At 27.6% G+C, this 22,721-nt stretch carries 25 protein-coding genes; 13 read left to right on the forward strand and 12 right to left on the reverse strand.

All coding sequences use genetic code 11. The annotated features are described in order from the left end of the window. Positions 1 to 57 precede the first annotated feature (57 nt). The 9 genes from J5A73_RS08160 to J5A73_RS08195 all read right to left on the reverse strand — a co-directional run bounded on the left by J5A73_RS08160 (position 58) and on the right by J5A73_RS08195 (position 8,666). Positions 58 to 555, reverse strand: a complete 498-nt coding sequence (locus J5A73_RS08160) for a ferritin (RefSeq protein ID WP_211614731.1) — start codon at positions 553 to 555, stop codon at positions 58 to 60. Between the two features lie 27 nt (positions 556 to 582). Further along, the gene (locus J5A73_RS08165; RefSeq protein WP_211614733.1) at positions 583 to 996 is read right to left on the reverse strand and encodes a Fur family transcriptional regulator; all 414 of its coding nucleotides are present in this window, start codon (positions 994 to 996) and stop codon (positions 583 to 585) included. 228 nt (positions 997 to 1,224) lie between these two features. Then, positions 1,225 to 2,478, reverse strand: a complete 1,254-nt coding sequence (locus tag J5A73_RS08170; RefSeq protein WP_211614736.1) for a Glu/Leu/Phe/Val dehydrogenase — start codon at positions 2,476 to 2,478, stop codon at positions 1,225 to 1,227. Between the two features lie 594 nt (positions 2,479 to 3,072). Continuing rightward, positions 3,073 to 3,336, reverse strand: coding sequence for a PTS transporter subunit EIIB (locus J5A73_RS08175; protein ID WP_211614738.1), 264 nt, complete (start codon positions 3,334 to 3,336; stop codon positions 3,073 to 3,075). Positions 3,337 to 3,455: 119 nt separating this feature from the next. Further along, positions 3,456 to 5,147, reverse strand: coding sequence for an alpha,alpha-phosphotrehalase (treC, locus tag J5A73_RS08180; protein WP_211614740.1), 1,692 nt, complete (start codon positions 5,145 to 5,147; stop codon positions 3,456 to 3,458). A gap of 105 nt (positions 5,148 to 5,252) precedes the next feature. Continuing rightward, entirely contained in the window at positions 5,253 to 5,666 is a 414-nt protein-coding gene (locus J5A73_RS10535) for an SIMPL domain-containing protein (RefSeq protein WP_371813397.1), read from the reverse strand. Positions 5,667 to 5,749: 83 nt separating this feature from the next. After that, on the reverse strand, positions 5,750 to 6,289 hold the full coding sequence (locus J5A73_RS10540; protein ID WP_249069225.1) for an SIMPL domain-containing protein: 540 nt from the start codon (positions 6,287 to 6,289) through the stop codon (positions 5,750 to 5,752). Positions 6,290 to 6,347: 58 nt separating this feature from the next. Continuing rightward, positions 6,348 to 7,385: an SIMPL domain-containing protein gene (locus J5A73_RS08190; RefSeq protein WP_211614742.1), complete on the reverse strand. Its 1,038-nt coding sequence runs from the start codon at positions 7,383 to 7,385 to the stop codon at positions 6,348 to 6,350. Positions 7,386 to 7,532: 147 nt separating this feature from the next. After that, entirely contained in the window at positions 7,533 to 8,666 is a 1,134-nt protein-coding gene (locus tag J5A73_RS08195; protein ID WP_211614744.1) for an SIMPL domain-containing protein, read from the reverse strand. Positions 8,667 to 8,928: 262 nt separating this feature from the next. Between J5A73_RS08195 and J5A73_RS08200 the strand changes: the two genes are divergently transcribed. From J5A73_RS08200 to J5A73_RS08260, 13 genes are all read left to right on the forward strand, one after another. After that, positions 8,929 to 9,906: a PASTA domain-containing protein gene (locus tag J5A73_RS08200; protein ID WP_211614746.1), complete on the forward strand. Its 978-nt coding sequence runs from the start codon at positions 8,929 to 8,931 to the stop codon at positions 9,904 to 9,906. A gap of 56 nt (positions 9,907 to 9,962) precedes the next feature. Next, a complete protein-coding gene (gene rsgA, locus J5A73_RS08205) occupies positions 9,963 to 10,829 on the forward strand; it encodes a ribosome small subunit-dependent GTPase A (RefSeq protein WP_249069494.1) in 867 nt (288 codons plus the stop codon). A gap of 88 nt (positions 10,830 to 10,917) precedes the next feature. Then, positions 10,918 to 11,553 carry a ribulose-phosphate 3-epimerase gene (rpe, locus tag J5A73_RS08210; protein ID WP_211614748.1) on the forward strand — a complete coding sequence of 212 codons (636 nt, stop codon included), beginning with the start codon at positions 10,918 to 10,920 and terminating at the stop codon, positions 11,551 to 11,553. 17 nt (positions 11,554 to 11,570) lie between these two features. Beyond that, positions 11,571 to 12,233 carry a MarR family transcriptional regulator gene (locus tag J5A73_RS08215; protein ID WP_211614750.1) on the forward strand — a complete coding sequence of 221 codons (663 nt, stop codon included), beginning with the start codon at positions 11,571 to 11,573 and terminating at the stop codon, positions 12,231 to 12,233. Positions 12,234 to 12,351: 118 nt separating this feature from the next. Beyond that, complete coding sequence (locus tag J5A73_RS08220; RefSeq protein WP_211614752.1) at positions 12,352 to 13,080, forward strand: tRNA1(Val) (adenine(37)-N6)-methyltransferase; 729 nt, start codon at positions 12,352 to 12,354, stop codon at positions 13,078 to 13,080. Between the two features lie 105 nt (positions 13,081 to 13,185). Next, entirely contained in the window at positions 13,186 to 13,923 is a 738-nt protein-coding gene (locus J5A73_RS08225; protein WP_211614754.1) for a hypothetical protein, read from the forward strand. 30 nt (positions 13,924 to 13,953) lie between these two features. Continuing rightward, on the forward strand, positions 13,954 to 14,505 hold the full coding sequence (rsmD, locus tag J5A73_RS08230) for a 16S rRNA (guanine(966)-N(2))-methyltransferase RsmD (protein ID WP_211614756.1): 552 nt from the start codon (positions 13,954 to 13,956) through the stop codon (positions 14,503 to 14,505). Between the two features lie 46 nt (positions 14,506 to 14,551). Then, positions 14,552 to 14,773 carry an exodeoxyribonuclease VII small subunit gene (gene xseB, locus J5A73_RS08235; RefSeq protein WP_211614758.1) on the forward strand — a complete coding sequence of 74 codons (222 nt, stop codon included), beginning with the start codon at positions 14,552 to 14,554 and terminating at the stop codon, positions 14,771 to 14,773. 65 nt (positions 14,774 to 14,838) lie between these two features. After that, the gene (locus J5A73_RS08240; protein WP_211614760.1) at positions 14,839 to 15,756 is read left to right on the forward strand and encodes a polyprenyl synthetase family protein; all 918 of its coding nucleotides are present in this window, start codon (positions 14,839 to 14,841) and stop codon (positions 15,754 to 15,756) included. Between the two features lie 34 nt (positions 15,757 to 15,790). Next, positions 15,791 to 16,492, forward strand: coding sequence for a hypothetical protein (locus tag J5A73_RS08245; protein WP_211614762.1), 702 nt, complete (start codon positions 15,791 to 15,793; stop codon positions 16,490 to 16,492). An 11-nt stretch (positions 16,493 to 16,503) separates the two neighbouring features. Beyond that, complete coding sequence (locus J5A73_RS08250; RefSeq protein WP_211614765.1) at positions 16,504 to 17,280, forward strand: polyphenol oxidase family protein; 777 nt, start codon at positions 16,504 to 16,506, stop codon at positions 17,278 to 17,280. Positions 17,281 to 17,358: 78 nt separating this feature from the next. After that, the gene (gene sppA, locus J5A73_RS08255) at positions 17,359 to 19,149 is read left to right on the forward strand and encodes a signal peptide peptidase SppA (protein WP_211614767.1); all 1,791 of its coding nucleotides are present in this window, start codon (positions 17,359 to 17,361) and stop codon (positions 19,147 to 19,149) included. 135 nt (positions 19,150 to 19,284) lie between these two features. After that, positions 19,285 to 20,898, forward strand: coding sequence for an NFACT family protein (locus J5A73_RS08260; RefSeq protein WP_211614769.1), 1,614 nt, complete (start codon positions 19,285 to 19,287; stop codon positions 20,896 to 20,898). Between the two features lie 95 nt (positions 20,899 to 20,993). Here the strand turns inward: J5A73_RS08260 and J5A73_RS08265 are convergent, their stop codons facing one another. The 3 genes from J5A73_RS08265 to J5A73_RS08270 form a co-directional block, all read right to left on the reverse strand. Beyond that, a complete protein-coding gene (locus J5A73_RS08265) occupies positions 20,994 to 21,797 on the reverse strand; it encodes a DUF4300 family protein (RefSeq protein ID WP_371813432.1) in 804 nt (267 codons plus the stop codon). Between the two features lie 5 nt (positions 21,798 to 21,802). Beyond that, entirely contained in the window at positions 21,803 to 21,967 is a 165-nt protein-coding gene (locus J5A73_RS10545; RefSeq protein ID WP_249069226.1) for a hypothetical protein, read from the reverse strand. Positions 21,968 to 22,080: 113 nt separating this feature from the next. Beyond that, positions 22,081 to 22,638 (reverse strand): hypothetical protein, encoded by a 558-nt coding sequence (locus J5A73_RS08270; RefSeq protein ID WP_211614772.1) that lies wholly within the window; start codon positions 22,636 to 22,638, stop codon positions 22,081 to 22,083. Positions 22,639 to 22,721: the final 83 nt, after the last annotated feature.

Consider the following 22,721-nt stretch of genomic DNA (forward strand, 5'->3'; position numbering starts at 1 on the left):
TTTTTTAATAAAAAAAACTACACCTAAAAAGGTGTAGCCAAAAAATCAATTAATTTATTATTTTCTTTCTCCCATTTCTTTGTCCAATAAATACAAATTAACATTTTTGTTGTCAGCATCTAAGAAAGTAACTTTGTCAATTATTTTTTTAACAGTTTCTTCTTCTTCTTCTTGTTCTTCGATAAAAAATTTTAAAAATGTTTCTACTCCATAATCTTCTGCATCTCTAGCTGCTTTGTAAAGTGCTCTAATAGCAGCAGTCACTTTTTGTTCGTGCGCCAAAGCTACTTCGAAAACTTCTTTTACTGAAGAAAAATCAGCTTTAGGTTTTTCTAATGCAAAATATTCAACTTTTCCATCTCTTTTAAAAATATAATCATAGATTTTTCTTGAATGTTCCAATTCTTCTTGCACTTGTGCATCCATCCATTTTGCAAATCCTTCTAATTCTCTTCCTTCAAAATAAGCTGCCATTGCTTTGTATTGGTGTGCTGCTTCAATTTCCATGTTTACTTGCGCATTTAATAATGCTTCTAATTCGTTGTTTAATTTCATTGTTTTTTCTCTCCTTATTTTTTTATTTTAATTTTTGTTTAAACATTTAGAACAAATTCCTTTTAGATAAAAATGCATTTCATTTACTTCCACATCGCCTAATGAAGACAAATCAATTTTTGATAAGTCAACATCAAAATCCAATATTTCTCCGCACTTTTTACACTTAAAATGACCATGATTTTCTGTTATCACATCATATCTAACTTCATTTTCTTCAATTACAATTTCTTGAACAATACGATTTTGAACAAATATGTTCAGCGTATTATAGACTGTAGTTTTTGATAAAGTCGGCATCTCAGGTGACAAATTTTTAAAAATATCATCAACTGTTGGGTGCGTGTGATGGTCAAGTAAATATTGAAATATTCTCATTCTTTGGATGGAAGGTTTTATACCATTTCCTTTTAAATATTCACCCACATTTTCTATGTGCATATTTTCCTCCTTAAATTTTATTATATTATTTTATTTAACTAATTTTATGAAAATATTTTAATAACTTATTTGTACCTATTACAATTTTATACTTTTTTTGAAGATTTGTCAATTATTATATTTATTTTTTTTCTCAAAATTTTAAATAAAAAAAAAAGACTTATTTTTTAACATAAGCCTTTTTTATTATTTTTTTTAAATTTTTCAAAAATTAGAAAAACTAACTTTTTAATACCAACCTCTAACTTTCATAGCTTTAGAAATTGTATCAATACTCTTCATATAAGCTGCATTTCTTAGATCTACTTTATATTCATCAGCTATTTCCCAAACATCTTCAAATGCTTTTGATAATAGTGCATCTTCTTTTTGTTGAACTTCATCAAATGGCCAATAGTAACTTTGTAAGTTTTGTACCCATTCAAAATATGAAACTACAACTCCACCTGAATTTGCAAGTATATCAGGAATTACAGTAATTCCTTTTTTGAATAAAATTTCGTCAGCTTCTGGAGTTGTTGGTCCATTTGCTCCTTCTGCAATAACTTTTGCTTTAATTCTATCAGCATTTTCAGAAGTGATTTGATTTTCTAGTGCACAAGGCGACAAAACATCTACTTCTAATTCTAATAATTCAGCATTAGTAATATCTTTTCCATATCCTTTATTTTTTTCAATATGGCCATTTTCTTCAAAATCTTTAATTACAGCTTCCATGTCAATTCCCTTTTCGTTGTAAATTGCAACATGAGCATTCGAGAAAGCTACAATTTTTGCACCATCTTTGTGAGCGTAATAAGCTGTGTAAAATCCTACATTTCCAAATCCTTGAACTGCGTAAGTTGCTCCTTTTACATCAATTCCCAATTTTTTAAGTGCTTTTTTAGCAGTCAAGTGAACTCCATATCCTGTAGCTTCAGTTCTAGCTAGAGAACCTCCAAATTCTAGTGGTTTTCCTGTGAAAATTCCTTTTGCCGATCTTCCAACTTTTTCTTCGTAAGCTTCAACCATCCAAGACATAATTTGTCCATTAGTATTTACATCTGGAGCTGGAATATCCACTTTTTCTCCGATTACTGGCGAAATTGCTTTTGCAAATCCTTTTGAAATTCTTTCCAATTCACCTTTTGAATATTCTTTAGGATCTATTGCCATTCCACCTTTTCCACCACCGTAAGGAATTCCTGCAACTGAGCATTTGAATGTCATCCAAGTAGATAGCGCTTTTACTTCATCTCTTGTAACACCTGGGTGAAATCTAAGTCCACCTTTGTAAGGTCCTACTGCATTATTGTGCTGAGATCTGTATCCTGTAAATGTTTTAATACTTCCATCATCCATTTTTACAGGAAATGATACTTCCAATACTCTTTGTGGATTTTTCAAAATTTCATACACAGCTGGATCTGCATTTAATTTGTCACAAGCTGATTTAATTTGTTTTTGTGCGATTTCAAATGGGTTTAATGTTTCTTTTGCCATAATTATATCTCCTTATTTTAAAATTTATTTTGATTAACAAATATCTTATACTACAAAATTTAAAATTTTGCAAGTTTTTTTTTAAATTTTTTCAAAATTAATATAAAAATTTTTTTCCTTTTGAAACTTTTTTCAAAAAAACTATTTCTAAAAAATTTAGAAATAGTCTTTTCAATCTATATTGTCTAATTATTTTTCCAATTTTACAAACATATAGGTCAATATAAAACTTACTGCTGCTGATAACAATGGATTAAACTTATTAAATCCATCTTTTGCAAGTAACTGAATTTCCAAGAAATTAAATACATGGTGAACTCCTGTAACTATTAATTGCTGAAGTTCTCCAATTACGATTCCTGCAAGTCCAAAAGGAAGTGCAAAAATCCATTCTGTTCCTTTTAAAATATAAGTTTCTAGTGAATGGAATACTGGTCCTAATTAAAAATACTAAAAATGGTGTAAGCAGTAAATCTAATGCATCTGGTACAACTTTTCTCAATCTTTGTTCTAATTTTGCTCCAATCATTCCAACGAATAACGCTGGTAAAACTGTCCCTTGATATCCAACTACTGGGATAAATTTAAAGAACATTATTCACTGACTCCTCCAAGTCCTTGAACCGCTTCGAAAACTTTATTTACCGTTCCAGTTCCAAAAATAATTTGGTACTGTCCTGAAGTAAACATTGTTCCTTTTACCTTTTCAATATTGTCGACTTTTTCTTTATCTATTTTATTTTCGTCATTTACCATTATTCTAAGCCTTGTCGCACAATGAGCAAATGAACGGATATTTTCTCTTCCACCGACGGCTTCAACTACTTCTTTAGCTATTTCTTCGTAATTTTTAGCCATTTTCCTCCTTATAATCTAATAAATATTTTCTCCAATTTTTTCTCACTATAAAAGTATACCTTGTTTTTCTTAAAAGTCAACAAAATTTCTAATTTTTTTATATTTAAACAATTTTAAATTTATTTTGTTTTTTTAAAAATTATTGATTCATAAGGTTTTAAAATAATTTTATCTTCTTTTATTTCAGGACTTTGAACATAATTTGAAAGCAAGATAAAGGCTTTTTCTAAATCTAATCCTTTTACATCGAATTCCGTAACTTCATCATAGAAATTAGAAATTACGATTAATTCTTCATTTTCTCCAATTCTTTTATAAGCATAAACTTTTTTGTTTTCTAAATCAATATCTTCATATCTTCCGGTGATCAAAAGCTCTTCTGTTCGTCTTAACTGAATTAAGTTTTGGTAATGATAAAATATTGAATTATTATCTTTCAGCGCATTTTCGGCATTTATTTTTTTATAATTTTCTGGAATTCCAATCCAAGGAGTTCCACTTGTAAATCCAGCATTCTTTGTATCATCCCACTGAACTGGCGTTCTTGAATTATCTCTTGATTTTTGCATCAAAATATCAAGCACTTCCTCTTCAGAAAGTCCTTTATCTCTCAATATTTTATACATATTTTTAGATTCTACATCTTGATATTTTTCAATTTTGTCAAAATATGGATTTGTCATTCCAAATTCTTCCCCTTGATAAACATATGGAGTTCCTTGAAGTCCGTGAAGCACAGTTGCAAGCATTTTTCCTGACTTTTCATGAAAGTTTTTGTCATCTCCAAATCTTGATAAAGCTCTTGGCTGATCGTGATTAGTCCAGAAAGTCGCATTCCAACCATTTCCTTCATACATTCCAATCTGCCATTTTGAAAGTATTCTTTTTAGTTCAACAAAATCAAATGGTGCTTTTACCCATTTTTCTCCATTTGGATAATCCACTTTTAAATGATGGAACGAAAAAGCCATTGAAAGTTCTTTTTCTTGCGGATTTGAATATCTTACACAATTTTCAAGACTCGTTGATGACATTTCTCCAACAGTCAGTAACTCGTTTTCTCCAAATGCCTCTTTGTGAATTTCCTTCAAATATTCGTGAATTTTAGGCCCATCTGTGTAAAATCTTCTTCCATCTGGAACAAATCTTGTATCACTTCCATCGTCATTTAAAAATCTCTGGTCTTTTGAAATCAAGTTAATTACATCAAATCTAAATCCGTCAACTCCTTTATTAAGCCAATATTTTATCATCTCATAAACTTTTTTTCTCACCTTTTCATTTTTCCAGTTTAAATCAGCTTGAGTCACATCAAATAAATGCAAGTAATATTGTTTTCTTTTTTCGCTCCACTTCCAAGCGTTTCCACCAAATTTTGACTGCCAATTTGTCGGCTCTTTCCCATTTACCGCATCTTTCCAAATATAGAAATCTTTGTACTCAGGATCACCCTCTTCAGATTTTTTAAACCATTCATTTTCAGTCGAAGTATGATTTACAACGATATCCATCACAATTTTTATATCTCTTTTATGAGCTTCTCTTAACATTTCTTCAAAATCTTCCATTGTCCCATAACTTTCATCTATGCTGTAATAGTCGCTTATATCATAACCATTGTCATTCTGTGGAGATTTATACATCGGTGTTAGCCACAGCACTTCCACTCCCAATTTTTTCAAATAATCTAATTTTTCTGTAATTCCTTTTATATCTCCTTGTCCACTTCCAGTCGTGTCATTAAAACTTTTTGGGTAAATTTGGTAAACTACTGATTTATGCCACCATTTTTGCTCAAAATTTTTTTCCATTAATTTTACTCTCCCTTATTTTTATTTTTTATTTTTAAAATTTAATTATTTCATTATAATTATACCACAAAAAAAGGGAAATTTTTTTCATTCCCTTTAAAAAAATTAATTCATTTCAAATTCAATATAAACTTCTTTTGAAATATTGAGTTTTGATGGATTTATCACAACATTTTTTTCCAAAACTTTGTCCATTAGCTCTTTATCGCTTTTTTCTAAAATTTTTGAATCAGTTGAAGCATACAAATTGTAGCTGTAATCATAGTCAGAATATGCTCGAATTACGCCATTTGACTTGTCAGTTATCGTAACAGGATTTTTTAAGTTTAAATTAGTTTTTCCCAAGATAACTTGTGCTTTTTTTAATGCTTCTTTGTAAGCATTTTCGTAAAGTTCGTCTTCCAATTTTTGCTTGTTGTCAATGTCATATTCAATGTAGCCGTTTGTCCCAATTCCAACTGCATATGCAACGCTTATTATATTCCCCAAGTTTTTCATATCACGAGTTGTAACTTCCACATTGTGAGTAACGGTATTAATTTCTTTTTTTACACTTTCTCTTTTTTCAAGACTGACTTCATCATTTTTAAATCCAGCAATTTTTACAACATTTCCAATTCCTTTTTCACCAAGTTTTTTTGCAGTTCATTAAACTTATCAATTGCTTTTTGATAAGCGACTTTAGCTGTCTTATCCTGTACCTTTATTTTAAAAGTATTTATTCCTTGTGAAATTTTATCAACTTCATAAATTTTTTCATTTGCCAAAACTTGTAAAAAGTCTTTCAAATTATTCAAGTCAATGTTATCTGCTTCGATTGTTAAAACTGTTTCATATGCTTTTGCTCCTTTATTGACTGTTTCATATTGCCAATCGTAAGATTTGTCGGTTGAATAAGATATTGAATCTATTTTTTCGTATTTTTCGCCAGATCTACTCAAAAGACTTTTAAATTTTTCAAGTCTCTGAGAATTTTCCCGACTTGCTTTATCCAAATTTTCATCTTGAGTTTTTATTACAAGCTCCACTTTTGCCGAATTTGGAAATATTTCTTTTTTTGCAATTCCTCTAACTTGTATTCTTTTTCCAGAAACGACATCAGAAAATGTCAAAACACAAGTCATCATAAATAAAAATGTCATTATTTTTTTCATTATTTTGTTTTAAAATTATTATTTAAATAATTTTATCTCCTTTCATTTATTTTTTTTGCATTTCATACATAACAGATATATTTTGTTCTATTTTTAAAGGTTTCGGAGTATAATCAACTCTTACTTTACTAGTTTTATAACCTCTGTAAAAATCATACCCACCTTTTATTTTCATATCTGAATAATTATTTTCTTCCATGCCTTGTAATCCATTTAATTGACTTTCCAAGTTATTCAATGAACTTTCAACATCAGTTTTCACTTCCCATTGGCTGTCAATCCTGTCTATCATTTTTTGCTGAAAATCCAAATCCTCACTTACGACAATCACATCGCCAACTTTTAAATCACTTGATTTTAAAATACTTTCTGCCTTTTGTTTTGCCTGATTATAAGCATCGCCATACATCTGGGATTCAATTTCATCTCTATTTGACAAATCAAATTTTATTGATCCAGCTATATTGAGTCCATCGCTATCAGCCAAAGAAATTATCTCATTTAAATTCTTCAAATTTTTTGTCACAACTTTTAAATTTTGAGTCACTTCGTAAACTTCCGTTTCTTCATAATTTTCAGAATTTTCCTTAATTTCATAATCTCCAAAAAAAACATTATTTTTTGCCGCATTTATCAATCTTAATTTATTTTTCAAAATATCAATTTTAGAAAATAATTTATTCAAAGTTCCATTTAAAGTTTTATCACTCTCTTTTAACTTAATTTCATAAACATTTTCTTCATCATCCTTTTCCACGCTTTGAAATTTATCTCCACTATTTAATTCAATCAATTCTCCCAATTTTTCAAAATCGACATCTTTTACAAAAACGCTCATTTGACCAGAATACGAAGAAACTGTTTTTTTACCTGAATAATTTTTATCTTTAATTTTTCTATCTGAAATAGAAACTGTTTCAATATCGCCAGACATTAAATTTTTCGTTCTCAAATCTTTTTTAAATTTTTCCAATTTTTGTTTCACTTTGGAAGACGCCGCACTCAAAGTTTTGTCCTTATCCTTAATTTGAAAGCTCAAAGTTGCCATATCTGGCATGATTTCTCTTTGTGCATTTCCCGTCACGCTTATTTTTTTACATTATCTTCATTTGCAGAAAAAATATTTAGACTTAATAATGCAAAAAGTGCCACTAATATTTTTTTCATTTTTGTATCTCCTTTAAAGATTTTACAACTTTACTAATATTTTAAATTTTTTATTTTTTTAAACTTATTTTATCTCATACATCACAGACACATTCTGCTCCAATTTTAATGGTTTTGGAGTATAATCAACTTTTGTACTGACTGCTCTTTTTGCTGAAGAATATCCGTATCCATCTGAATATTCAGCAGCAAAACCATATTCTTTTTCTGGTGCTGAAAGTGCTACTGTATTTGTCACTGCTTTTACTTCCCACTGACTGTCAATTTTATCTATCATTTTTTGCTGAAAATCCAAATCTTCGCTGACCATAATTGGATTTCCAAGTTTTAGTACACTTGACTTTAAGATGCTTTTTGCCTTTTGTTCGGCTTCATTAAATGCCTGTTTATACATCTGCTGCTCAATTTCATCTTTATTTGACAAGTCAAACTGAATTGAACCATTTATGTAAATGTCGTTGTCTGCCGCAAGGGAAATTATTGTGTTTAAGTTTTTTAAATTTTTTACTGACAATTTTAAATTATGAATTACATAATACATGTCAACAGGAGTTTTGCTGTCATTTGTAAAATTTTCAGTAATTTTATATCCGCCAAAAATGACATCGTTTTTGGTGTCACTCACGCTTTGCAATTTTTCTTTTACATCATTTACTTTGACAAATAATTTATTTAATGCTGCATCTACAGTTTTATCTGTTTCTTTTAAATTTACAGAATAAGCGTTTTGTGAAAAATTTTTTTCAATTTTATCAAAATTTTTATCCCCGTCTACGCCAATTAATCCACTTAATCTGTTAAAATCAATATTTTTTACCAAAATCTCAATTTTAGCGGTATAAGAAACTGGTGTTTTTATTTCAGTTTTTTGTTTTTGATTTTTTGAATTTTTTGGCTTTACATCTTCTTTATACTCTGTCTCTTTTTTGTCGTAAAATGAAACAGTTTCAATTTCTCCTATTTGAATTTTTCTTGCACGAAGTCCTTGTTTAAAATTTTCCAGCGCATCTTTTGTCTTTTTAGTCGCCACATTCAAATCTTTATCTTTTTCTGAAATCAAAAAATTTATAACTGCAACATCTGGCATAACTTCTTTTTCAGAATTTCCAGTCACGCTTATTTTTCTTATGAGATTTTCGTTTGCTGAAAATAAATTAAAACTACTTAAAATAAGCAAAGACATCATTATTTTTTTCATAAAATCCTCCTTCTTTCTTTCTTTTTTTGTTTTTTTGTTTTTAATTTTTTTATTTTTTAAAATTTTATCTATTTTTTTACTATTTTATATCTTACTTAATCATAATTATACCATATTTTTTTTATTTTAAAAGTTATAAAATTAAAAGTTGAATTTTTTAGTTTATAATCTTTCATTTAAAAATTGTATTTATTTATTAATTGTGATATTATATTAATGAGTAATTTATTAAAATAAAAACTATAAAAATATGAGGTGTACGATGTCAACAACAAGAAAATTAAATCCCGGTAAAGTAACAAGATTTGTTATTGTGATGATTTGTTTAGTGACACTAGGAATTTTTGGACGAGGTGTATTTGATAGACATTTTTTTAACACGCGTATGACCGTTATTCCAAATGTTATGAACTTAAATGAAAAAGAAGCGATAAAATATTTGAAGGAAGCTGGACTAAAAGTTAAAGTTATCCATTCAAAAACTGAAAAAGTGCCGTTAAATGTGGTTCACAATCAAGATCCACGACCTGGAAAAAAAGTTAAAGTTAATAGAGTTATAAAAATTTGGGTTAATAATGGACAAAATCAAGTTGTGCCAAATATAATCGGACTTGAACTTTTGGAAGCCAGATCAAAATTAAGAGGACAAAATATTCAAATTGAAACAATTGATTATTATCCTTCGAACCAAAAATATAATACAATTTTAGGTGTTTATCCAAAACCTGGAACAAAACTTGAAATTAATCAAAAAATTTCAATACTTGTATCTTCTCAGCAAATGATAGATCCATCTGTTATGCCAAATTTGATAGGACTTGACTTAAACGATGCAAGAGAACTTGCAAAACAAGTTGGAATAAATATTCAAAATGTGTCTTACACAACTGACCCAACTTTACCACTAAATACTATTATTTCTACAAATCCTGCAGCAGGAGCTAGAATTCAGCAAGGTCAAAATATATCCGTTGTCATAAATACAGCTTCTCGTGCCAGAAGACGGCAGACAACTGAAGAAATAATAAATAGATCAAAAAATGACATTAATAAAAACGGAATAGAAAAAGCGATTGACGACACAATTAATAAAATTGATAGTAGTAGTCCTGGAAATAATAATAGTACAAATAATTCGACAAATAATGGAAATAGCGGAAACAGTGGAAGTGACGGAGATAATTCATCACAAGAAAACAACTCAGGTGGTCAACAATCAGAAGATGACAGTGGAGAATAAAAAAGAAAGGGGATTAAATCATAAAAGAAAAAGTTAAAGGAAAAGTTATTAGAAAAATTAAAGGTTTTTATTATGTCGTAAAAGAAGACGCCAAAAATTTAAGCGAAGAAAATATTTTTGAGTGCAAATTGAGAGGCAGCTTAAAAGTGAAAAACAGTAAACTGAATTGTATTATTGGAGATGTGGTCGAATTTGACGAAGATGAAAAAGTTATAACAAAAATTTTTGATAGAAAAAATTATTTGCACAGACCACTTCTCTCAAATATAGATTTCATTGGAATTTTATTTGCAATTGAAAATCCTAAATTTGATTTTACTAATTTTCAAAAAATGCTATTGAATGCAAATTATCAAAATATTCCGTGCATTTTGATTTTATCAAAGGTTGATCTTGTTTCTAAAGATCAATTAAACCAATTTTTGGAAGAGTTTGAAAAAGTTTTTGGAAATACAGTTCATATTTTTCCAATTTCTATAAAAGAAAATTTTGGAATAAAAGAATTAAAAGATTATATAAAGAAGAAGTCCATTGTAATTTCAGGACCGTCTGGTGCAGGAAAATCTTCACTTATTAACTCTTTAATGGGAGAAGAGATACTTGCCACAAGTGATGTCAGCCAAAAGACAAAAAAGGGACGGCACACAACTACAGAAAGCAGATTTTTTATGACTGATGAACATTCTTATGTGATTGATACACCTGGTTTTTCAACGCTTGATTTTCCAAAATTGAAAAATAGAAAGGAGTTGGAAGTCCTTTTTCCAGAATTTCTGGAATTTTTACAAGACTGTAAATTTCGTGACTGTATCCACACGAATGAGCCTAATTGTGCGATTAAAGAAAATGTTCAAAATCAGAAAATTCATAAAAAGCGATATGACTTTTATCTTTATTCGCTAGAAAACATAAAAATTAAATAGATTAAAAAACAAAAGAAAAGAAAAAAAGAAAAGAAAAAAAAAGAAAAGAAAAAAAAAGAAGAAAAAGAAAAGAAAAGAGGAAATTTTGATGGGAAAAAAAATAATCGTTGCACCTTCTCTATTAGCAGCAGATTTTAGCGATTTAAAAAAAGAAATTCAAGAAGTGGAAAAATTTGGAGCGGATTTTCTTCATCTCGATGTAATGGACGGAAATTTTGTGCCAAATATCAGTTTCGGCTCTCCAATTTTAGAAGCGATAAGACCTCACACAAAACTTGTTTTTGATGTTCATTTGATGGTTGAAAATCCTGACCGTCTGATTCATCTATTCAAAGACTGTGCGGACATCATAACTGTTCACGCAGAAAGCACGAAACATTTGAACAGAACCATTCAGCTGATAAAATCTTTTGGAAAAAAAGTTGGAGTTGCTCTTAATCCGTCAACTCCGCTGGATTTTATAAAATATGATTTAGACAATATTGACATGGTTTTAATTATGACGGTAAATCCTGGTTTTGGCGGACAAAAATTTATTCCTGAAATGCTTCCTAAAATAAAAGAGCTAAGAAATTTAGCACCAGAAATTGATATTCAAGTGGATGGCGGAATAAATGATAAAACTGGAAAACTGGCAGTCCAAGCTGGAGCAAATATATTAGTTGCAGGTTCTTACATATTTAGCGGAAATTATGAAAATAAAATTAACTCATTAAAATTTTAAAGAGAGGGAAAAAATAAATGTATAATAAAATGGAAAATTTATTGGATCAATTTTATAAAACATATTATAAAATTGAAGAAATTAATTTAAATCAAGTTATAAAATGTCTGACGACTACTGAAATACATGTAATTGAAGCCATCGGACAAGATAAAATCACAATGAACGAACTGGCTGAAAAACTTGGAATTACAATGGGAACTGCATCAATTGCCATAAATAAACTAAATGAGAAGCAATTTATCGAGCGGATTCGTTCTGACGAAGATAGACGAAAAGTTTTTGTAAAACTTTCTAAAAAAGGGGAAATGGCGTTAAATTATCATGGAAATTTTCATTCAACAATTTTAGAAAAAATTACAGAAAATATTCCAAAAGAAGAATTAAAGGCTTTTGTCACAACTTTTGAAACTATTGTAAACAATTTGGAAGCAGTGAAAAAAGATATTCAACCTGAATCAATTTTAACTTTTGAAGAAGGCGACACCGTTCAAGTTTCTTCCATCAAAGGAAGTGTTGCAATAAGAAAATATTTGAATGAAAAGGGAGTTTTGATAAAATCTCTTATAAAAATTATAAATATCGACAAATTTTTAATTACGATGTTAGTTGACGGAGATGAAAAAATTTTAAATGTGGAAGATGCAGAAAATATAATGGTTAGAAAAAACTCTCTGTAATTTTTTAAACTTAAAAACTCTTTCTTGCATTTTTTTCATTTATTAAAGAGTAAAGAAAGAGTTTTTATTTTTTTGAAAAAAGGTTGAAAAATAAGAAAGGTAAAAAATAATAAAAATCATGAAAAAAAATGGAGAAAAAACGACAACACCAATTAAAGATTTGAAAATTATTCAAAGAAACGATTTTCAAAATTTCACTTTAGATTCTGTATTAATTTCTGATTTTGTGAAAATCAACAGAAAGACAAAAAAAATTCTTGATATTGGAACTGGCTGTGGAATTATTTCAATTCTTTTGGCAAAACGAAGTAAAGCAAAAATTACTGGAATTGAACTTTTGGAAACAATGGCTGAAATTGCGAAAGAAAATGTTAAAAATAACGGTTTTTATGAACAAATTTCGATTGTGAACGAAGATATTAAAAATTATAAAAAAACTTTTTCAGAAGCGCAGTTTGACACAATTGTCACAAATCCACCATATTTTGAATTTAAGGGAGATTTTTCTCAGATTAATGACTTGGAGCAATTGGCTTGTGCTAGACATAATATGAATCTGACGATTGAAGAAATTATAAAAATTTCAGCATATTTATTAAAAAATATGGGAAGTTTTTCGATAGTTTTTCGGAGTGAGCGGCTAATTGAAATTTTGGAATTACTAAAAAAATATAATTTAGAGCCAAAGAGAATGAAAAACTGTTATACTAAATGGAATGAAAATGCTAAAATTTGCATGATTGAAGCGATTAAAGATGCAAATAGCGGACTTTTGATTGAAATGCCAATTTTTGTTTATGATAAAAATGGGAAAAAAAGTGAATATATTGAAAATCTGTATAAATAAAATATTTAGAAAAATTTAGAAAAATTTAGTTATATCTTGACATTTACTTTAGTCTATGATAATTTTTATATAATTAATTAAATAAATAAATTTAGAAAGGTAAATATGTTTAAAAAAATATTAATTTTAACGACATTTTTTTTATTTAGCGTCATAACATTTACTCAAAATAGTAAATTTTTGGCAGTTGGAAATGTGAAAATTGTGCGGCAAGAGCCACTTGCAATTAAAAGAGAAGATCTTAATATTACAATTGAAAAAGATAACACTATAAAAGTTGAAAGTTTTTACACTTTTGAGAATGTTGGAAATTATAATGTAAAATCGACATTTCTTTTTTGGCTGGATTCGAACATTGAAAAAGTTGAAAAAGAAGATTTTAGCAATAAAAATACGAATAATCGTGGAAAATATATTAACAATATAAAATTTTTCTCTGATTACAAAAAATCTCAAAATTTGAGAGCAGTTATAAAATTTGACGAAAATATTTATAAAAATCAAAATGGAGAAGACATTCAAAGAGAATGGTTTGCGATTTCAAAAACTGTAGAACCAAATAAAGAAGGAAAACTTTATCTTTCTTATGACTTAAAAAATACAGATTTCTTGCGAACAAAAAATTTCACATACAGTTTTGATTTAGTGAATAATTTTTTGAATAAAAATAAAGCAGAAATTTTTTATGTAAATATTTATAATAAATCGGCTAAAAAAATAAAAAATATTGATTACAAAAACTATGAATTTAAAAATATAAGTACAAATAAAAATAAGGAACATTTTGAACTTCTTGTAGGAAATGTTAATTTAGATGACAAAATGGTCATAAATTTTTATTAATTAATTAATTTAACAGATGAAAGGAGAAAAATGAGAGTTGTTGCTGGAAAATTAAAAAACAGAAAAATTTACTCAAGAGAAGGAAGAGATACAAGACCAACTTTAGAGAGAATTAAAGAAGCGATATTTAGCATACTTGGCGAACAAATTGAAAATGCAAGATTTCTAGATTTATATTCGGGAACTGGAAATATTGCGATTGAAGCACTGAGCCGTGGAGCTAAAAGAGCTGTTATGATTGAAAAAGACAAAGAAGCACTGAGAATAATTATTGAAAACATAAATAATTTAAATTTGTCAGACAACTGCAGAGCTTACAAAAATGATGTTTTTCGTGCGATAGAAATACTTGGCAGAAAAAATGAAAAATTTGATATAATTTTTTTAGATCCGCCATATAAAGAAAATATTTCAGTAAAGACAATTAAAAAAATTTTTGAGTGCGAAATACTTGACGAAAATGGAATTATTATTTCAGAACATGGCGTTTATGAAAAAATGCCAGAAAAAATAGAAAAATTTGTAAAATATGACGAGAGAGATTACAACAAAAAAATTGTCAGCTTTTATAATTTTGAATAAAAAATTTAAAAATAAAATTAAATAATTTATAAATAAAGGAGAAAAAATGGCAGCAAAAAAACAAACTTATGAAGAAAATATTGAACAAATTGATGAAATTTTGGAAAAATTGGAAAATGAAGAATTGTCACTTGATGATTCAATTGAAGAATATGAAAAAGCGATAAAACTTATAAAAGATTCAGAAAAATTACTAGAAATTGGTGAAGGAAAAGTGCTAAAAGTTTTGGAAAAAAATGGTAAAATAGAAGTTGAAGATCTAGATTAGTTTAAAAAAATTATTTTAATTAAAAAAATTAAAAAATATATAAATATGAAACGGTGTAAAAAACTATGTTAAAAGATTATTTAAAAGAAAAAAAAGAAATTATAGAAAAAAATTTACAAAAAAAATTGCAAAAATATGAATATCCAGAAAGACTTTCTGAAGCGATGAATTATGCCGTTATGAACGGCGGAAAAAGAATTCGTCCCATTCTTATGTATATGATGTGCGACTTATTTCAAAAAAGTTATGAAAATGTGGAAGATATTGCGGTTGCACTTGAGTTTATTCACTGTTATTCACTTGTTCACGACGATTTACCAGCGATGGACAACGATATGTATCGCCGTGGAAAATTGACAACTCACATAAAATTTGATGAAGCAACAGCTATTTTGGTGGGAGATGTGCTTTTGACGGAAGCATTTAATGTCATTTCCAGTTCAACGAAAATTAGCGATGAAAATAAAGTTGCGATAATTTTAAAACTTTCAGAATATGCAGGATTTTACGGAATGGTTGGCGGACAATATAAAGATGTTGAATCTGAAAAAATACTAAATTTAGACACAGAAAAAAATATCAAAAAAAATATAAATATTGAAGAAAATAAAAAAATATTAAAATACATTCACACCCATAAGACAGGAAAACTTTTAACCGCTGCAATTGAATTGCCGCTAATTGCTTTTGATACACAAAAAGAAAAAAGAGAAAAATTAGTGGAATATTCAAAACTTATTGGACTTGCTTTTCAGATAAAAGACGATATTTTGGATATCGAAGGAGAATTTGAAAATACTGGAAAAAAATCAAACGATGTGGAAAATGGAAAATTGACTTATCCAAGTTTATTTGGTTTGAAAAAAAGCAAAGAGATGTTAGATGAATGTTTAAAAAAAGCGAATGAAATTATAAAAAATGATTTTTACGGAAACGAATTGCTTATGGAACTTACGCAATATTTTGAGAACAGAAAAAAATAAAAAAAATTTTATTTAAAAAGAAAGTGGGAACTTTATGAAAAAACTATTTATGATTTTTTTACTTGCTATGTCAATACAAATGTGTGGTCCTGACCTAAAATTAGATTACAATGTAACAAAAAGTGAAAATTATAAAATTTCTGAAAAAAAGTTGAAAAGAAATTCTTTGGAAGTGAAAAAAGCGTTTGAAGAAGATCAGAAAAAATTTAAGGAAAAAGTGAAAGAACTTGCGACAAAAGTGATCGAAGACCAAATAAAATCAACTAAAAACGGTAATGACGATCTAAGTCTTCAAACTGCTAAACAAATGGCGGTTAGAATGATTGAAAAAGGAATTGAATATCAAAAATCAAAAATCGAAGAAATAAAATTTTTCAGTGACAAAGACGCTCAAATTTCTCAAAAAGTGAAAATTTTGGACAACTCTAAAATTCAAAAACTTCAAAATGAGAGTGTACTTTTTGATCTTGTAGCAAAAAAATTGAAATATAAAGATGTAAACGAAATGATTTCTAAAATGCAATCAATGGATAAAAACGAAGGTACTTCTAAAATTATGAACGGAATTGCTGAAGTTATGGACGATGAAATGAAAAAAGAAGAAAATTACACGCAAGTAAGTGCAACTGTGAATATGGAAAAAATTAACGGAAAATGGCAAATTAAAGATTTAAATGAACAAATTAAAAATATAGAAATTATATTTTCAAATTTATCACAAGCCATTATAAAATAAAGGGGAAAACAATGTTTGTTGAAAAAGAAAATCACTTCTACATAGAAGAATTTGAAAAACTGGGAGTAAAAGCGATTTACACAAAAAAAAATGCTGGAAATATGTCAGATTACTGTCCCATTGAAAATCAAATTGAAGGAATCCAAAAAGAAAACAGAAAAAAATTATTGGAGCAGTTTGGATTTGAAAATAAGAAGTCCGTTATGGCATTTCAAACACATTCTGCAAATGTTTTTGTGATTGATGAAAATACGAAAAAATATTATTATGAAAAAGAGTGCGACATAGATGGATTTCTTACAAAGAGAAAAGATGTTGCAATTTTCACTTTTTATGCGGACTGTCTTCCAATTTTTGTATATGACAAAAAAAATAAAGTTATCGGAGTGTGGCATTCAGGATGGCCAGGAACATTTAAAGAAATGATGAAAAGTGGACTTGACAAGATGAAAGAGATTTACCAAACTGATCCAAAAGATGTCTTAACGGGACTTGGAATTGGAATGCAACAAAAATATTATGAAGTTGGAATGGAATTTTACGAAAAGTTTTCAGATAAATTTGGAAAAGAAAGTGAACTTATAAAAAAATCTTTTTGCTGGAATGAAAAAACTAAAAAATATCATTTTGATAACACAAAATTTAATGAAATTATGGCACTAAAACTGGGGATTTTAAAAGAAAATTTAATTGTTTCAAACGAAGACACTTTTAATCCAAAATTTCACTCTTACAGAAGAGAAGGGAAAATGAGTGGAAGAGCTACAGCTATGATCAGCTTTATTTAAATACTTCTGTATTTTCTGTATTTGATATTTCATTTTTAAAATGTTATAATTTTAAACAACTTAAATTGGAGGTAAAAAATGAAATTTTTTGATTTTATAAAAAAATTTTTTTGGCTCACTTTAAAAGAAACTTATTCGTTTTTTTTGAAGTTGACATTACTGATAATCTTAATTTTTATTATAGGATTTTCAACTGTAGCAATTCTAAATTCTAAATTAAATGGCGAAAAAGTCAAGAAAAATAATGACTATGTGCTATTTAATGTTTCAGATGTTGTAGAAGACAAAGTTATTGGCTCAGATTTACTTTCTGACAAAAAAGATATTTCGTATATGGATGTCTTGCAAAGTTTAGATACAATAAAAGATGATGATTCTATAAAAGGTATTATTTTGTCGCTAGATGACATCAATTTGTCTTCTTCTAAAATTGAAGAACTTACAAAAAAATTTTTAGAGATTAAGCAGCATCATAAAAAAATATACGCTTTTGGAGCATATATCACAAATGCAAATTATAAACTGGCGTCCATTGCCGATGAAATTATAGCAGTTCCATCAGCTTCAGCTAATGTAAATTTAACTGGCTACAACTATTCTGATATTTATATGAAAGGACTTCTTGACAAACTTGGAGTGGATATGGAAGTTGTAAGAATTGGAAACTATAAATCTTATGGAGAAAACTATGTTTCTAATCAAATGTCGCCTGAACTAAAATCAGAACTTACAAGAATTTTTGAAAATAGATACCAAAAATTTATAGATGATATTTCTAAAAATAGAAATATTGATAAAAATTCTTTAAATAATGATATTGTAAATGGAATTGACACTAATTTATCGACTTTTGATGCAAGAGATAAAAAACTAGTTGATAAATTGGAACATTTTTCTGATTTTACAAAACGATTAAATATTAAAGAAGATAATGTTTCTGATATTTATGATTATTATGAAAAAAATGTAAAAGATACAAAAATTGGAAATGAATCAAACGGAACAATTGCTGTAATCTATGCAGAAGGTTCGATTTTGTATGATGCAAGTGGCGTTACGCAAGGTGTAATTACTCCCGACAACATCACTCAAAAACTTGAAAAAGCGATGAAAACTAAAAATTTGATGGGAATTGTACTTCGTGTAAATTCTGGTGGAGGTTCGGCTCTGGCTTCAGAAGTTATCTATCAGGAACTTTCTAAAATAAATGTGCCAGTTTATGTCTCAATGTCTGATATGGCAGCATCTGGTGGTTATTACATCTCAATGTCAGGTAAAAAAGTATTTGCCGACAATGCGACAATAACAGGTTCTATTGGTGTTGTCTCAATGATTCCAAAATTTTATAACGCTCAAAATAAACTTGGAATTTCGTCAAATAGTATTAGCAAAGGAAAATATTCTGATATTGACAACAATTTTGCACCACTTTCTAAAGAATCAAAACAAAAACTTGTTCAGTCAATGCAGCAAACTTATGCTGAATTTAAATCTCGAGTTACAAACAATAGAAAAATTGATGAAAATACACTGGAAAATTATGCACAAGGAAGAATTTGGCTTGGGGATGAAGCTAAAAACATACATTTGGTTGACGGAATTGCCAGTCTTGACGAAGTTATTAAAACTATGGCAAAAGATTTGGGAATTGATAAAAGAGATTATGCGGTTGAAAATATTTATTTGGAAGAAGACTTTATGACAAAATTACAAATGCTGACTTCAAAAGTTTCCGAAAAATTTAAGTTATCAACTGAGTTAAAAGAAAAAATTCCTGGAGCTAAAAAAGCGCTTGAAACATATGATGTAGCTCTTGCGAATAAAAATAAACCGCTTTATTACTTGCCGTATAAACTAGAACTTTATTAAAAATTATAATTAAAAAATAAAAAAAAATAAAAATTAAATAATAATAATAATATTGTGATAACAAGAAGTTCTATTTTTCAAATTAAAAATAATTTTAATATATTTTAAAATCAAATTAAATTAAAAGGAGGGAATATGCTTTATTTGGATGGAATTGGAATTTCATTTTTGGTTAAAGAGATTAAAGAAAAAATTTTAAGATATAAAATTACAAAAATTTTTCAATATGACAGAAATTCATTTTCACTTTTTTTTGGAAAAAATAATTTAATTTTTCAAGTGAAAGATAATTCTACGATTTTTTATTTAAAAAATGAAAAAGATTTAAATACAGATTATCAGTCAAAGTTTTTATTATCTCTGAAAAAATATTTGCAAAATTCAGTTTTAATAAATATAAGACAGGAAAGTTTTGACAGAATTGTATATTTTGATTTTGAAAAACTCAATCAATTTGGAGATATTGAAAAATATACACTTATTATTGAAATAATGGGAAAAGCGAGTAATGTCTTTCTCACTTGCAGAGATAAAATTTTAGCTGCACTTTATTTTACTACACTTGAAGTTGGAAATCGTGTCATTATGACTGGCGCAAAATACACTTTGCCATTTGAAGAAAAGAAAATTCCGCCAATTTATTTTGAGAGCGAAAATTTTCCTTTTGAAACGGATGATTTTTTGAAAAAATGCGAAGGTGCTGGAATTCCATTTGCTGTGCAGTGTGCAAGTAATTATGACACTTTTAAAAAATATTTGGAAAATTATAAACCTGTGATTTATAAAATTTCAAAAAATAAAAAAATACAAAAAATTTTTACTTACAATGAATTTTCTGAATTTGAAGAAAAAAAGGTTGGCGAAAATGAATATTATGAAACTTTGAACGAAGGTCTTAACGAATATTTTAAAGCAACGATTACTTCAAATGTGCTTAACGAAAAGAAAAAAAATTTGCTAAAATATGTCGACACGCAAATTAAAAAATTTAAGAAAATAAATAAAAATATAAATACCGATTTGAAAAAAAATGAAAATTATCAAAAATACAAAAATATTGGCGATATTTTAGCTGCAAATATGCATAAATTAAAATATGGAATGAAAAAAGTCACAGCTTTTGACTTTTACGCAAATGAAGAAATTACGATAAATCTTGATCCAACTCTTTCGCCAAAAGATAATTTAAATTTTTATTATAACAAGTATAACAAAGGGAAAAGAACACTTACAGCGCTAAACGAAAGGCTTGTTGACATTCAAAATGAAATTAAATATTTTGAGCAAATTAAGATGTTTATTGAAAAAGAAAATGATTTTATTGGAATTGAAGAAATTGAGTCAGAGTTAAAAATGTCAAATTTCACTCATACAAAAAAAATTAAACTTAATAAACATAAAAAAAGAGAACTCCTTTCATTTGAATATAACGGCTTTAAAATTTTTGTTGGAAGAAATAATAAAGAAAATGAAGAAATTTCTTTTGCAAAAGGAGAACCAAACGATATTTGGCTTCATATAAAGGATATTCCTGGAAGTCATGTGCTAATTCTTTGTGGAAACCGAGTTCCAAGTGAAGATGTCATTTTTTATGCAGCAAAATTGGCTTGTGAACATTCAAAAGCACAAAAAGGCGACAAAGTCACAGTTGATTATTGCCAGCGAAAGTTTGTTAAAAAAATTAAAAATAGCAAACCTGGAAATGTCATTTACACAAACTTTCATTCAATTTTGGTCGAAGTAGAATAAAATAAAAAAATAAAAAAATTAGAAATAAAAAAGGCTATCCATAAAAATAAGATTTTATGAAATAGTCTTTTTATATTTTTAGAGCTTTAAAATTTTTAGTTTTTATTATTTGGATTAATTCTATATTCTTTAAGCAATTCATCGTTTTCCATAATAAACGGCTTAGCCACAGGCTGTCCCCATGCAGTATCATACTTATTCATCAAATAATCATTAAGTTCAGTCCGATTATTAAATTTCAATGCTTGATAAGGCTGCTGAAATGCCAATTTTTCAATAAATAATAATTTTCCATCTTTCTCAGGAACTAGAATTCCAACATGTCCTACAAACAAAATATTCTCCTTTGGATCATCATTAAAATGAAAAAATACAGAAATCATCGAAATTTTACTATTTTTATCAAATACAATTCCACGCTCTTTCCAAGTGTTTTTTACATTTTTAGCGTGAATTCTCACATCTTTAGTCATCTCTGTCGGAATTTCTGAAAATAAATTAACAAATTTATCTTTTTCATTTTGAGAAAATAACTCAAATGGCACATTTTTCAATGACTCCACATCCATAAAAAGCATTTCTCCTACTTTTACAACTGGTTTTTCCATTTTTATATAATCTTTCATCAATGTAAATGCCGTTATCCGACAATTAAATCCAGGAAAATTTTTATTCTTTTTGTCCCAAATTTGCTGAATTGCCGCTTCATCGTAATTCGGATTTATATTTTTAGAATTTAAAAATCCTGATTTTATCAATCCTTTATTTTCAGTCGCTTCGTTATAATAATTTACACTTTTCAAAAAAAGAGCTATATTGCCAGAATTAACTTTTGCATTTTCTAAAATTTCACGAATTTGATTTTGAGTGACTTTATCCGCTATATTTGAGTAATCTATGCTTTTTAAATATTCTTGTTCTGTTTTAAATTTTTTGTATTTTTTGTATCTTTTACATTTTCATTAATTTGTTGATTTTTTATATTATTTTTTTTAACGCCATTTTCATTTGAACAGCTTAGTGCAAAAATAACTGCTGCAAAAATTAATAAAATTTTTTTATTTTTCATTTTATCTCCTAATCTCAATCTCAATTTCAATTTCAATCTAGTCAATTTAATTATAGTTAATTTAATTAATTTAGTTAATCAATTTTTTTATTTTTATAATTTAATATTTATAATTATGATTTACTGTCTACATTAAAACTTTTGCTATTATTCGTAAAATAATTTTTTTTGTTTTGTGAAACTGAGATTTTTAAATCTTCCGTATCATTTTGAGCTGTTTCCTTGTCAGAATCTTTATCTTCGCTCAATTCCAAATACAAATATTTCCCATCTTTTGCTTCTACATTTTCATCGTCTATTTTATCACTTGTGTAAATTTTAGAAACTTTTCTGTTTACTTTTGTTTCTGTTGTATTATTAACTATTGGTTCATCCCCTTTATCTTCTTTTATCTTTTTGGAAATATGTTTTTGAGTCACTGTAACTGCATTGTTTGACAATTTTTCATTTTTTAAAGACTTGTCAAATTCAATAACAACAGCTTTTACTTTTTTTCCTGAACCTTTTTTTTCAGTTATCGCCGTTACATTTTTTACATTATTTACATTTAAATTTCCTTTATCTGAAATTTTTATATCAATACGATTATCTTTGCTTTCAGTCAATATTACAAATCCAACCAGTGCGATTAAAGCTCCAAGCACTACATTTCCTAAAGTTTTTATTTTCATAATAAACTCCTCCTTTTCTTTAAATATTTTATATTTAAATTTTTTATTATTTTAATTTTATTATTCAAGTATATTATACCCCA

The organism is Leptotrichia sp. oral taxon 218 (assembly GCF_018128225.1).
Classification (GTDB): domain Bacteria; phylum Fusobacteriota; class Fusobacteriia; order Fusobacteriales; family Leptotrichiaceae; genus Leptotrichia.